Genomic DNA, 12,726 nt, shown 5'->3' on the forward strand with positions numbered 1-12,726 from the left:
CTCCCGACTCCCGACTCCCGACTCCCGACTCCCGACTCCCTTCCCTTGTGTTTAATCCCAAACACCATGGCTCAAGGTAGAATTATGATAAGAAACATTAAGAAATGCAAATAAAGCAGCATGGTAAGCACTCAGGGCGGTAAAGGTAAGATAGAATACTCCAAGAAAAAATTCCCGCAGAAAAAAGTAGTAGTAATCGGTGCAGGAATTGGTGGACTAACCGCTGGAGCACTGCTCGGTAGCCTCGGCTACCGTGTTTTAATACTAGACCAAGCCCTAGTACCAGGAGGATGCGCCTCTACCTTCAAACGTCGGGGCTTTACCTTCGATGTTGGTGCGACCCAGGTAGCTGGCTTGGAACCTGGTGGCATTCACAAACGCATCTTTGATGAACTGGAAGTAGACCTGCCAGCCGCTACCCCCTGTGACCCTGCTTGTGCGGTATTTCTTCCTGGTGAAACTAAACCGATTAACATCTGGCGGAACCCGGAGCAATGGAAAACAGAACGACAACGTCAGTTTCCCGGTAGTGAACCCTTCTGGCAACTGATGGCAACCTTATTCAATGCCAGTTGGAAGTTCCAATCCCGTGACCCAGTGCTACCACCTCGGAATTTATGGGACTTGTGGCAACTAACCTCAGCAGTGCGTCCGGATACCTTAATTACCCTACCCTTTACCTTTATGACCGTAGCGGATGGGTTACGAGGATATGGCTTATATGACAATAAGCGTCTGAAAACCTTTCTGGATATGCAGCTCAAGCTTTATTCCCAAGTGGATGTTGATCAGACAGCACTGTTGTATGCTGCAACAGCCTTAGGAGTTTCTCAGGAACCCCAAGGGTTATTTCATCTCCAAGGTAGTATGCAAGTGTTAAGCGATCGCTTAGTAGAAGCTCTGGAAAAATGGGGGGGTAAGCTACTAATGCGCCACACCGTTGAACAAATCGAAACATCAGGTGGTAAAGCGACTGGTGTTTCGATTCGCAATCAGAAAACTGGGGAAGTGTGGACAGAACCAGCGGATGAGGTAGTTGCCAACGTTACGGTGCAAAACCTAGTCAAATTATTAGGTAATAATCTACATACATTCCCTGGAACCTCCATGGCAGGTTACTCGATGGCAGGCTATAAATATCGAGTCGATAAGTTACCTTCACCATCCGGTGCGTTTGTCATCTATCTTGGGGTAGATAAACGTGCAATTCCTGATGGTTGTCCTCCCCATCTTCAGTTTCTCTATGACTACGATGGACCAATTGGCGAGAATAATTCCTTGTTTATTTCGGTTAGTAAGCCAGGAGATGGACGAGCACCAGAGGGAAAAGCTACCATTACTGCCTCATCCTTTACCGATGCTGCCATGTGGTGGCGGGGGTCCAAGCAAGACTATGAGCGCTTAAAGGAAGAGTATACAGAAAATGCGATCGCACGTCTTAGTCAATACTTTGATTTAACACCAGAGACCATCATTCACCAAGAAGCAGCAACCCCTCGCACCTTTGCCCGTTATACTGCCAGAGAACAAGGCATTGTCGGAGGGATAGGGCAACGGATACCCACCTTTGGGCCCTTTGGCTTTGCCACTCGCACACCTTGCAAAAGTCTGTGGTTAGTAGGAGACTCGACTCATCCAGGGGAAGGAACAGCTGGGGTAAGTTATTCTGCCCTTACCGCTGTACGGCAGATTGAGACATCATTTTGCTTGTAGGGGCGCAAGCCAAGGGTTCCTAGCTTGGGTTATGGGGTAAAAGTCTAAAATGTCAAGATCCATGGGAGCTGTTTTTTGCCAAACCAGCTGTGAAAGGCTACTAATACCAACCCCAAAGAGTTAGGATTAATGACCAGACAGCCTCATGATCAATTTGCCAAACAGTATCTAACGGAGTTGTTAACACCTCACGGTCAGGTAGAGGTCAGCCGAGAACTAACCAGTGAAGTTCGTCTTGTCGATATTTGGTTTGTACCAACAGCTTCTGAATCCACAGCACCGCAGGACATCGGATTGCTCGGTCAGATGGCATCAACTGCTTGTTTATTGGAACCGTTCCGCAATGCCACAGGAATCATGGCGGTGCGTAATTGCCTGCTGAAGTTGTTTGCCCTCTACAGTGACCTGCACCGCAAGGCACGACGAGAGAAAAACCCTGTCAGTGAAACCGACTTGCCCTGTTTATGGATTTTCTCCCCGTCCTGTTCAGCCCAGCTGTTGAATGGCTTTGGAGCAAAACTTAATGATTCCGGTGATTGGGTCGAAGGAGTTTACTTTTTGCCTGAGTGGTTCAACACAGCTCTGGTGGCCATTAACCAGCTACCGCTTACCGAAGAAACCCTGTGGTTAAGAATTTTGGGACGGGATAAGACTCAAAGCCAAGCCATTAATGAGTTGTTAGCACTGCCTGATGGACACCCCTTACGGCGTAACATCTTAGAGATTCTAGCCAACTGGCGTATCAAAATAGAGGAAAGCGAAGATTTAACTGAAGACGAGAGGGAGTTAATTATGAATTTATCACCAGCTTATTTGCGTTGGCGGGAAGAAACCTTAGAGCAAGGCCGGGAACAAGGAAATTTAGATGGACAGCGCCTGATGGTGGAGAATCTACTAGCAGGGCGATTTGGCACTGTTGATCTCGAATTATCCCGGACAATTGAGCCTTTGATGCAGTTGCCGATCACAGACCGTACTCAGGTGCTGCTTAACCTATCCAACTTGTCTCGTCAGGAACTGTTGGAGAGGTTTGGAGACAGTCGATCGGATTGATGCTCTCACCGTTCAATGGGATTGCGGTGGTATTCCAAGCTCAGTTCGATTTCAGAAGTTCTAGGGGCGCTTCCCTTGCGCCCTTAGCTTGGGTTATGGGGTAAAAGTCTAAAATGTCAAGATCCATGGGATCTGTTTTTTGCCAAACCAGCTGTGGAAGGCTACTAACACCAACCCCAAAGAGTTAGGATTAATGACCCGACAGCCTCATGATCAATTTGCCAAACAGTATCTCAGTGAGTTGTTAACACCTCACGGTCAAGTAGAGGTCAGCCGAGAACTAACCAGTGAAGTTCGTCTTGTCGATATTTGGTTTGTACCAACAGCTTCTGAATCCACAGCACCGCAGGACATCGGATTGCTCGGTCAGATGGCATCAACTGCTTGTTTATTGGAACCGTTCCGCAATGCCACAGGAATCATGGCGGTGCGTAATTGCCTGCTGAAGTTGTTTGCCCTCTACAGTGACCTGCACCGCAAGGCACGACGAGAGAAAAACCCTGTCAGTGAAACCGACTTGCCCTGTTTATGGATTTTCTCCCCGTCCTGTTCAGCCCAGCTGTTGAATGGCTTTGGAGCAAAACTTAATGATTCCGGTGATTGGGTCGAAGGAGTTTACTTTTTGCCTGAGTGGTTCAACACAGCTCTGGTGGCCATTAACCAGCTACCGCTTACCGAAGAAACCCTGTGGTTAAGAATTTTGGGACGGGATAAGACTCAAAGCCAAGCCATTAATGAGTTGTTAGCACTGCCTGATGGACACCCCTTACGGCGTAACATCTTAGAGATTCTAGCCAACTGGCGTATCAAAATAGAGGAAAGCGAAGATTTAACTGAAGACGAGAGGGAGTTAATTATGAATTTATCACCAGCTTATTTGCGTTGGCGGGAAGAAACCTTAGAGCAAGGCCGGGAACAAGGAAATTTAGATGGACAGCGCCTGATGGTGGAGAATCTACTAGCAGGGCGATTTGGCACTGTTGATCTCGAATTATCCCGGACAATTGAGCCTTTGATGCAGTTGCCGATCACAGACCGTACTCAGGTGCTGCTTAACCTGTCTCGTCAGGAACTGTTAGAGAGGTTTGGAGACAGTCGATCGGATTGATAGCGATGCAGCGCGGTCTTGGGGGTTCCCCCCATGAGCAACTGGCGTGGTTTCCCCCATGAGCGACTGCATCAAGACACTGTTACCGTTCAATTGTATTCCGCTTGTATTCCGATGGTGTTCGGGTATCACGAGGTCAAGACTGACCCAAAACTGTTCACCAAACCCACTTATCTGATAGGGGCGCACGCCGTGCGCTCCTACTTGCGGTTTTTATTTACGACTGTAGCTACCAGAAAACTAGCTCAAAGCTAACGGCTGTTATCGCCTTTCCAAATGAGATGTAAACCTGTATGGTCTTGTTTTCTTGGACGATAAAACTCCGGATCTCTTTCCCCTCTTGCCTTTTGCCTGTTGCCTGTTGCCTTTTTCAGCAAGAAGTGTGTTTACAACCGAGATAAAAACACCCTTAGCACCTCAAGTAGCGTGGGCGTAGCCCATAGGCTGTTAGCTTCACTGACCTTATATAGCAGCAAAAGTTTTTCTGAAAAACTGTCCGGAATTTACTTGGAAGGGAGAGAACATTTAATTGAAGGCAAGGAAAAATTAAAGTGATTACAACATAAAGTTGATTAAAGTTAATTATGCATTTATCATCAGCTGATTTCGGTGGCTCTGAATCAATGTTACAACAGGTTGCTCCAAATGTGTGGGGGATTGTCTATCGGATTAAAATGCGATCGCTCTTTAACTCCACCTCCAACCTAGGAAATTTACTTTTATCCCATAAAAGAGTTTTACTCGTTACATCATCAAGGGGATAATTTTCAGAGTTTGATATCATTTTTTTATTAATTCAATAACAAAATAAAGTTTTATTAAAATCTCCGAATAATCGTTTAACTATGGGATGAATTAGGCTACAGTTAAATTAAATAAAATACCTTAAATTTAACCTATAATTAATTCCTATACATTCTGCTATTATTCATAACAGTATAAATTCTGTCAGTAAATATTCAGAATTCCAAAATTAACCAACTATTCACACATTAGTAACACTTTTAAAGTGTGAATAGTTGGCTGATAGGGATATGGGGAGAGGGTAAACCAGTTTTTGCAAAAGCGATGCAGCGCGGTCTTGGGGAGGCAGCGCGGTCTTGGGGGTCTCCCCCACTCGCGCTTTGCATCAAGACAGTGAATCGATCTGAAATTTACATACCTATTTGCTTACACCAATTATAAATAGGTTGGAAACTTTCACGGGAGCAGGATGACCACACTACCAATCATTTTGGGTTTATGGATTTTAACAACTCGTTTATAAACCCGATATCAAGCAATACTAGCTTACCACTAACTCTTCAAACTAATCAAGTTATTTATCTACTATACCCTAACTTTACTCAAAGTAACAACCATCAGAGCTAATCAAGCATAGCAATCTTGGGAATTACTCTCAATCCATTAATTATAACCCCATATAATTCCCTCACTAGTTTTATATAACAGCAATAATTACTTGGAGAAGAAAAAATCATGAGTTTGGATTGTACTATCTCAAAGTCTTCAATTGTAGTAGCAGCTCAAGAGCAACTATCTTCTGATATTGGAGGAGAGGCAATCATCCTCGACATGAAGTCCGGAGTTTACTATGGTTTGAATACCGTAGGTGCTAGCATCTGGAATCTGATCCAGGAACCGAAAACCTTAGACGAAATTCGGAATGCACTGCTAGCAGAGTATGAAGTTGAGCCGGAAAAATGCGATCGCGATCTGTTGGCATTACTCCAAGAATTCGCAGCAGTTGGGCTAATTGAGGTAAAAGATGAAGCAGTTGCGTAAGTTCTTGCGCCTTACTAGTAGAGAACGTCAACTTGTGATTAACACGTTCATCTTACTAGGATTAATCAGACTCGCACTATGGTTACTACCATTTCAGACATTGCGGCGACTGGTAGCAAAAATCAGTCAGCCATCACCGAAAGCTCAAGGCGTAAACCAAACTAACCTAAGCAAAATTGTTGGAGCTGTTAATCTCAGCAGTCGCTACATGCCAGGTGGTGTTAAGTGTTTAGCTAGAGCATTAACCACACAAGTACTGATGAGTCGCTGTGGTTACTCCCCTCAACTCAGAATTGGAGTTGCCAAAGGGGAGGGAGGAAAATTAGAAGCTCATGCATGGGTGGAAAACCAAGGACAGGTTGTGATCGGCTATCTCAGAGACCTTTCACGGTTTACCCCACTACCATCGTTTAAAGGAGGCAAACTATGAGTGGCATTGTGGGGATTTACTACCTCGACCAAGAACCAATAGACCGGGAAAATATTGGGCAAATGTTAGATATCCTTGCCCACCGGGGACCAGACGGAGCAGATATATGGTGCCAGGGGTCTGTTGGTCTTGGTCATCGGATGCTGTGGACTACCCCTGAATCGCTGCTGGAAAACTTACCTCTGGTTAATCACTCCAGAAATCTAGTTATTACTGCTGATGCTCGGATTGATAATCGAGAGGAACTGATTGTTGCTCTAGAGTTGAACCACCTTCCAGCAGAAAAAATTACCGATAGCCAACTGATCTTAGCCGCTTATGAAAAATGGGGAGAGCAGTGTCCAGAGAAACTATTAGGTGACTTTGCCTTCGCTATCTGGGATAAGCACAAGCAGATCCTCTTCTGTGCTAGAGACCATGTTGGGGTTAAGCCTTTCTATTACTATCACAAATCCGGTCAAGGGTTTATTTTTGCCTCTGAAATCAAAGCACTCTTCTGTTTACCCTTCGTACCAAAGCGTCTTAACGAAGTCAGGATGGCTGACTATGTCGCCCTGATGATGGAAGACAAAGTCATCACCACCTATGACAACATTCTCCGGCTTCCTCCTGCTCACACCATGGTCGTTAGTCAGTCAGGGATAGAGCTAAACTGTTACTGGTCTCTAGACCCCAATCGTGAGCTGATCTTAGACTCAGACGAAGCCTATGCTAAAGCATTTCGTGACATCTTTACCGAAGCAGTTCGTTGTCGTCTCCGTAGTGCTTTTCCCATTGGTTCTCACTTGAGCGGTGGATTAGATTCTTCCTCAATCACTTGTGTAGCCCGGAAACTACTAGCTGAAGCAGGAGATGCTCAACTCCACAGCTTCTCCAACATTTTTGACAAAGTAACTGAGTGTGATGAACGTCCCTTCATCAATGCGGTTTTAGAACAAGGTGGGCTAATTCCCCACTATGTCCATGCTGACCAGTTTGGTCCGCTGTCAGACGTTGACGACATTTGGCAGTATGAAGACGAAGCCTTACTTGGTCCAAGTCATCATTATCCTTGGCGACTGAGTCAAGCTGCTCAGCAAGCAGGGATGCGAATTGTTTTAGATGGTCTCGATGGCGATAATGTCGTGTTTCATGGTGTGTCTAGATTGACAGAATTAGCCCATCAAGGACAGTGGGAAACCTTTGTCCAGGAAGCTGAGGCATTTTCCGAACATTTTGGTAACTCACCCCAAAGGCTGATTAAACACTACAGTATCCTACACCTAAAAACACTGGCAAAGCAGTTACGCTGGATTGCCTTTGCTAAAGCTGTACATCAGATTCACAAGCGTTTTGGCATTTCCCGTAAGCACCTGTTGCTCAATCATGGACTCAAAGCGTTAGTTCCAGAAGCAATCAAGGAACTTTGGCGAAAGTGGCGCAGACAAGACAAGTTAGCTAGTTCTGTTGCACCTTTAGTTAACCGCAACTTTGCTGAACGCATTGGTATTGATCAGCGTATCCAAGCATTGGATAAATCAGATCAACCATCACTCACAGTCAGAGAAGACCACTGGCGTAATCTAAGCCAAGGTATATTTCCTCTTATTCTAGAGCAGCTCGACCGCTACAATGCTGCATTTTCCCTCGAAGCTCGTCATCCCTTTATGGATAAGCGGCTACTTGAATTCTGTCTAGCACTGCCTTCCGAGCAGAAACTCTACCAGGGATGGAGTCGGATGGTGTTGCGCCGTGGGATGGCCGATATATTACCAAAAGCTGTCCAGTGGCGAGGAGGCAAAGCCCATATGGGTCCAAACTTTATTCACGGTCTGCTCACCGTAAATCGTCAGGTATTCGACGACGTGATCTTGAATAAGCTTGAACTCATTGAAGGGTACGTTGACACAGACTTTCTGAGACAAGTTCATCGACGCATGACCTCAGGAGGCAGGGTGCGAGAAAAAGACTGCATGACAGTCTGGCAGGGAATCATCTTAGCGTTGTGGCTTGACCGCACCCAAGTGACACCCTAAGTCTAACTTGGCAGGGAATCTGCTTGGGATCGTGGTTTGGGCACAACCAAGAAACACCGTAAGTCCAATTCAGGGTATCACTACCTTAAATTACTATCAGCAAAAGGAAAGTAAAACCATGCTAAAAACTTACACTACACCAGAGATGATTGTTCACGGCACCATTGAGGAGCTGACCGAAATCACCGGACCTGATCGGATTGCAGATGTCCTGATTTTCAACGGTAATTTGGATCCCAATGCTCCTCCTACATCCGATGACTCAATCAGCCTAGACTGCGATAACAATGGTAATTGTGATCCCTTCAAACTAGAAGATCGTCTACCGTAACAGGATTACGACTGGTGATAGTGAGTAATTAGTGAGTAATTAATACTTTAACTCAGGGTGTGACTACCTTAAACCCAAAATAAGTACAACCAAAGTAACACCATGCTAAAAAGCTACACTACACCAGAAATGATTGTTCACGGTTCTATTGAAGAGCTCACCGAAATCAGTGGGCCTGATCGGATGGCCGATGTGCTGATTTTCAATGGTGATTTGAATAATCCCCAGGCTTCATCAGATGACTCATATAGTCTAGACTGCGATAACAATGGTAATTGTGATCCGTTCCAACTACAGTAACAGGATTACTACTGATGATAGTGAGTAATTTAGTGAGTAATTCATACTCGTTACTCAGGGTGTGACTACTTTAAAGCACAATAAGTATAAGGAAAGTAACACCATGCTAAAAACCTACACTACACCAGAAATGATTGTTCACGGTTCTATTGAGGAGCTCACCGAAATCACTGGGCCTGATCGGATTGCAGATGTCCTGATTTTTAATGGTAATTTGGATCCAAATGCTCCTCCTACATCCGATGACTCAATCAGCCTAGACTGCGATAACAATGGTAATTGTGATCCCTTCAAACTAGAAGACCGTCTACCTTAACAGGATTACTACTGGTGAGGTAAGTAATCTATAGTTCAACTCAGGGTGTAACTACCTTAAACCACAATATGCACAAGGAAAGTAACACCATGCAAAAAACCTACACTAAACCAGAGATGATTGTTCACGGTTCTATTGAAGAGCTAACCCAAATCACTGGGAATGATCGGATTGCAGATGTCCTGATTTTCAATGGTAATTTGACTGCCGATACTCCTATATTATCTGATGATTCATTCAGCCTAGACTGCGATAACAATGGTAATTGTGATCAGTTCAAACTAGAAGACCGTCAGTAAGACAATTACTACTGATAATGTTTACTAGTCAATAGTTCAAATTAGGGTGTGACTACCTTAAGCTAGCATCAGCAAAAGGAAAACACCATGGATAAAACCTACGCTACTCCAGAGATAATTGTTCACGGCACCATTGAGGAGCTCACCCAAATCACTGGGAATGATCGGATTGCAGATGTCCTGATTTTCAATGGTAATTTAACTGCCGATACTCCTATATTATCTGATCACTCATATAGCCTAGACTGCGATACCAATAATAATAATTGTGATCAGTTCAAACTAGAAGACCGTCTACCGTAACAAGATTAACACTGGTGATGGTGAGTAATGAATATCAGTAGCGCTATCACCAAAGGCGACAAAGGCATTATCTACTACTACATTATCTACTACTAGCAAGATCATCTTTAAACAACTCCGAAGTAGATTGCCTAGCACTCCCCAAGTCGTTAGTCCTGCAACACTGACTCAGCAGAAGGGTCTTGGCTAGAGTTAGGGGACGCTTTTTCTGCTATCAAGTTCTCCCATCAAGTTTAACCTGCTCCTAAGTATCAATTATGTACATCTATAAGGCCTACAACCTTTGTATTCACTCAGAGATTCCCTTACCCGAGCTGATCGACTCTGATGGACCCCCTGATGTGATCATACGTTTAGGGAAATTGAGTCATCTTCCTCCAGAAACAGCTAATTGGAGCAACCGTGTTCTTGGGGAATTGCATGGCAAAGCAAAGGTTTTGATTAAAGATGGGCGAGAGATTACTATCGAACCTGTGACAGGAGCGGACAACTCCAAGCTCAGCCCTAACATCCTTGGAGCTTGTATGTCTGTGGTGCTGCGACAGCGGGGATTCCTAGTGCTCCATGCTAGCAGCATTGTGGTCAACAATCAAGCGATCGCATTCATGGGTGGGTCAGGCTGGGGTAAATCCACCTTAGCAGGAGCGTTTCATCGGAAGGGTTATCAGGTAATAACGGATGATGTTATGCCTGTCAACCTTGATGACGGTTATCCTTTGATTATTCCTAGCTTCCCTCAGATTAAACTTTGGCCATCAGCAGCGGATTCTTTAGGACACAATTCAAAGAACTTACCTCCTCTTTACCCAAACGCACCAAAGCTTTCCTACACATTCACAGATGGGTTTCAACGCACTGCTGTACCCCTGAAGCGGCTCTATGTATTGGCCAAGGGAGACCAACATCAGATTACCAAGCTAACGCCTCAACAAGCTTTCCCTGAAGTAGTTCGTCATAGCCGTGATGTAGATGTGCTAATCGCTCGAGACTGTGTCAGTACTCATCTGCGTCAGTGCGCCAGTCTAATCAAGACTGTATCTATCTGTCGCTTCACCAGAAAGCCTAATCTAATGGAACTTCCTGATCTAGTGGCCTTGGTGGAGAAAGATATCGAAGAACTAACTACTTTTGATCGTAGTAAAAACGATAGCCTCAACACTAGACTTGTAACCTCTAAACTTTAACACAAAAAATGGGAGCAGGCAAAACTTTAAGAACAAAAATCCAGCAAACATTACGCCTTTTGCCTGCACTGCGTCTAGTCTGGCAAAGCAGTCCCTTTTTGACAGGAGCTCGCGTAGGACTTTTGCTGGTTCAGGGGATATTACCTCTACTATCAATTTATCTTACTAAACTAATAATTGACACAGTAACTGACGGATTACTTAATTCTGATAAACAAGCGGTATTTCGTGATGTTTTACTTTTCCTAATCTTAGCCGGTACAGTTACTCTTGTCACTACTCTTTTGAACTCGTTAGGTGAAGTAGTCAATACTGCTCATTCTCAGCGAGTGACTGACTACATGCAAGGGATTATTCAGGATAAATCCCTAGAAGCTGACTTAGAGTACTACGAAAATGCCCTATACTACGATACCTTACAACGAGCTCAACAAGAAGCGCCCTACCGACCGCCCCGAGTCCTAAATCGTCTCACACAAATAGCTCAAAATAGTATTTCCTTGTTAGCGATGGTGAGTTTATTACTCTCCCTCCATTGGGGAATTGCTGGGATTTTATTTATTGCTGCCATGCCCGCGATGGTGGTGCGGGTAAAATACTCTCGGGTTATTTATCGTTGGCAGCGTAAAAAAACACCCATGGAACGGCAATCCATGTATTTGGGTTATATGCTAACCTCAGACCAGTTTGCTAAAGAAATTCGCTTGTTTGATTTAGGGGTTTTCTTTACTGACTGGTATCGTCGCATCCGAGAGCAACTTTATAAAGAAAAAGTAGCCATTGCCACTGGACGCTCCTTTGCTAACTTTTGTGCTCAAGCCGTTGCCGGAATGTTAATTTTTTCTGTCTATGGCTTTATTGTCTATCAAACTGTTCATGGGGATTTGCGCTTAGGAGATTTAGTGCTGTATCACCAAGCGTTGCAGCGGGGACAAAATAATATTCGAGCATTACTAACTAGTATATCTGGTCTTTATGAAGATAACCTATTCTTAGGTAACCTCTACGAATTTCTGGATCTAAAACCTAAGGTTGTTGAACCAACGTATCCCAAACTAATTCCCCACTCCATGAGCCGTGGTATTGTTTTCGATCATGTTAGTTTCCAATACGGTACTACAACTCGTAAGGCACTTAAAAATATCAACCTCACGGTGCGACCAGGGGAAACTATCGCCCTAGTAGGAGAAAACGGTTCCGGTAAAACAACGTTAATTAAACTCTTGTGTCGTTTGTACGATCCAACTGCTGGTAGCATCACCATTGATGGGATTGATATCCGCAATTTTAAAATAGCTGACTTACGTCGCCAAATCAGTGTAATTTTCCAAGACTACGCTAAATATAATTTCACCGCTAAGGAAAATATATGGTTAGCGGACATTGATTTACCACGAGATCACGAAACTATTATTGATGCTGCTCGTCGTTCTGGTGCTGATGAGGTTATCACTAGTTTACCCCAAGGGTATAATACCATGTTGGGGAAATTATTTGACCAAGGGGAAGAACTTAGTATTGGTCAATGGCAGAAAATAGCCTTAGCACGAGCTTTTCTACGAGACTCTCAGGTGATTGTATTAGATGAACCTACCTCTGCTATGGATCCTAAGGCAGAATACGAGGTGTTTATGAAATTCCGCGAACTGATCGAAGATCAAGCTGCTATTCTGATCACCCATCGCTTATCTACTGTAAAAATGGCTGACCGGATCTATGTGATGGACCAAGGTTCAATTGTGGAAAGCGGTACCCATTCGGAACTGATGCAGTTAGATGGTACTTATGCCCATTTGTTTGAAACTCAGGCTAAAAATTATCGCTAACTTGAAGGTAAGCTATCAGCTATCAGCTATCAGCTATCAGCTATCAGCTATCAGCTATCAGCT

At 44.3% G+C, this 12,726-nt stretch carries 14 protein-coding genes; all 14 read left to right on the forward strand.

Annotation, left to right across the window (positions count from 1 at the left end; translation table 11 throughout):
- Positions 1-120 precede the first annotated feature (120 nt).
- Positions 121-1,713 carry a C-3',4' desaturase CrtD gene (gene crtD, locus AC4II3_RS26265; RefSeq protein ID WP_488013296.1) on the forward strand — a complete coding sequence of 531 codons (1,593 nt, stop codon included), beginning with the start codon at positions 121-123 and terminating at the stop codon, positions 1,711-1,713.
- 129 nt (positions 1,714-1,842) lie between these two features.
- Positions 1,843-2,766, forward strand: coding sequence for an RpnC/YadD family protein (locus AC4II3_RS26270; RefSeq protein WP_488029529.1), 924 nt, complete (start codon positions 1,843-1,845; stop codon positions 2,764-2,766).
- 193 nt (positions 2,767-2,959) lie between these two features.
- Positions 2,960-3,874 carry an RpnC/YadD family protein gene (locus AC4II3_RS26275; protein ID WP_488029531.1) on the forward strand — a complete coding sequence of 305 codons (915 nt, stop codon included), beginning with the start codon at positions 2,960-2,962 and terminating at the stop codon, positions 3,872-3,874.
- Between the two features lie 584 nt (positions 3,875-4,458).
- On the forward strand, positions 4,459-4,638 hold the full coding sequence (locus AC4II3_RS26280) for a hypothetical protein (protein ID WP_488013288.1): 180 nt from the start codon (positions 4,459-4,461) through the stop codon (positions 4,636-4,638).
- Between the two features lie 715 nt (positions 4,639-5,353).
- The gene (locus AC4II3_RS26285; protein WP_287297194.1) at positions 5,354-5,659 is read left to right on the forward strand and encodes a PqqD family peptide modification chaperone; all 306 of its coding nucleotides are present in this window, start codon (positions 5,354-5,356) and stop codon (positions 5,657-5,659) included.
- Entirely contained in the window at positions 5,643-6,089 is a 447-nt protein-coding gene (locus AC4II3_RS26290) for a lasso peptide biosynthesis B2 protein (protein ID WP_488013286.1), read from the forward strand. The genes AC4II3_RS26285 and AC4II3_RS26290 overlap by 17 nt, the downstream gene beginning before the upstream one ends.
- On the forward strand, positions 6,086-8,104 hold the full coding sequence (locus AC4II3_RS26295; protein ID WP_488013284.1) for a lasso peptide isopeptide bond-forming cyclase: 2,019 nt from the start codon (positions 6,086-6,088) through the stop codon (positions 8,102-8,104). Before AC4II3_RS26290 ends, AC4II3_RS26295 begins: the two co-directional genes overlap by 4 nt.
- 118 nt (positions 8,105-8,222) lie before the next feature.
- A complete protein-coding gene (locus AC4II3_RS26300) occupies positions 8,223-8,435 on the forward strand; it encodes a lasso peptide (RefSeq protein ID WP_488013282.1) in 213 nt (70 codons plus the stop codon).
- Positions 8,436-8,537: 102 nt separating this feature from the next.
- The gene (locus AC4II3_RS26305; RefSeq protein WP_488013280.1) at positions 8,538-8,735 is read left to right on the forward strand and encodes a lasso peptide; all 198 of its coding nucleotides are present in this window, start codon (positions 8,538-8,540) and stop codon (positions 8,733-8,735) included.
- Positions 8,736-8,838: 103 nt separating this feature from the next.
- Positions 8,839-9,051, forward strand: a complete 213-nt coding sequence (locus AC4II3_RS26310) for a lasso peptide (protein WP_488013278.1) — start codon at positions 8,839-8,841, stop codon at positions 9,049-9,051.
- A gap of 89 nt (positions 9,052-9,140) precedes the next feature.
- Complete coding sequence (locus tag AC4II3_RS26315) at positions 9,141-9,350, forward strand: lasso peptide (RefSeq protein WP_488013276.1); 210 nt, start codon at positions 9,141-9,143, stop codon at positions 9,348-9,350.
- Positions 9,351-9,437: 87 nt separating this feature from the next.
- A complete protein-coding gene (locus AC4II3_RS26320; RefSeq protein WP_488013274.1) occupies positions 9,438-9,653 on the forward strand; it encodes a lasso peptide in 216 nt (71 codons plus the stop codon).
- A 257-nt stretch (positions 9,654-9,910) separates the two neighbouring features.
- A complete protein-coding gene (locus AC4II3_RS26325; protein WP_488013272.1) occupies positions 9,911-10,837 on the forward strand; it encodes a hypothetical protein in 927 nt (308 codons plus the stop codon).
- Positions 10,838-10,845: 8 nt separating this feature from the next.
- Positions 10,846-12,663, forward strand: a complete 1,818-nt coding sequence (locus tag AC4II3_RS26330; protein ID WP_488013270.1) for an ABC transporter ATP-binding protein — start codon at positions 10,846-10,848, stop codon at positions 12,661-12,663.
- The last annotated feature ends 63 nt before the right edge of the window (positions 12,664-12,726 follow it).

Source organism: Moorena sp. (genome assembly GCF_982860115.1).

Coding starts and splice junctions, on each gene's coding strand:
- AC4II3_RS26325 (WP_488013272.1), top strand. CDS start 9,911: ATGTACATCTATAAGGCCTACAACCTTTGTATTCACTCAGAGATTCCC.
- AC4II3_RS26280 (WP_488013288.1), top strand. CDS start 4,459: ATGCATTTATCATCAGCTGATTTCGGTGGCTCTGAATCAATGTTACAA.
- crtD (WP_488013296.1), top strand. CDS start 121: ATGGTAAGCACTCAGGGCGGTAAAGGTAAGATAGAATACTCCAAGAAA.
- AC4II3_RS26275 (WP_488029531.1), top strand. CDS start 2,960: ATGACCCGACAGCCTCATGATCAATTTGCCAAACAGTATCTCAGTGAG.
- AC4II3_RS26305 (WP_488013280.1), top strand. CDS start 8,538: ATGCTAAAAAGCTACACTACACCAGAAATGATTGTTCACGGTTCTATT.
- AC4II3_RS26310 (WP_488013278.1), top strand. CDS start 8,839: ATGCTAAAAACCTACACTACACCAGAAATGATTGTTCACGGTTCTATT.
- AC4II3_RS26300 (WP_488013282.1), top strand. CDS start 8,223: ATGCTAAAAACTTACACTACACCAGAGATGATTGTTCACGGCACCATT.
- AC4II3_RS26315 (WP_488013276.1), top strand. CDS start 9,141: ATGCAAAAAACCTACACTAAACCAGAGATGATTGTTCACGGTTCTATT.
- AC4II3_RS26285 (WP_287297194.1), top strand. CDS start 5,354: ATGAGTTTGGATTGTACTATCTCAAAGTCTTCAATTGTAGTAGCAGCT.
- AC4II3_RS26330 (WP_488013270.1), top strand. CDS start 10,846: ATGGGAGCAGGCAAAACTTTAAGAACAAAAATCCAGCAAACATTACGC.
- AC4II3_RS26295 (WP_488013284.1), top strand. CDS start 6,086: ATGAGTGGCATTGTGGGGATTTACTACCTCGACCAAGAACCAATAGAC.
- AC4II3_RS26320 (WP_488013274.1), top strand. CDS start 9,438: ATGGATAAAACCTACGCTACTCCAGAGATAATTGTTCACGGCACCATT.
- AC4II3_RS26270 (WP_488029529.1), top strand. CDS start 1,843: ATGACCAGACAGCCTCATGATCAATTTGCCAAACAGTATCTAACGGAG.
- AC4II3_RS26290 (WP_488013286.1), top strand. CDS start 5,643: ATGAAGCAGTTGCGTAAGTTCTTGCGCCTTACTAGTAGAGAACGTCAA.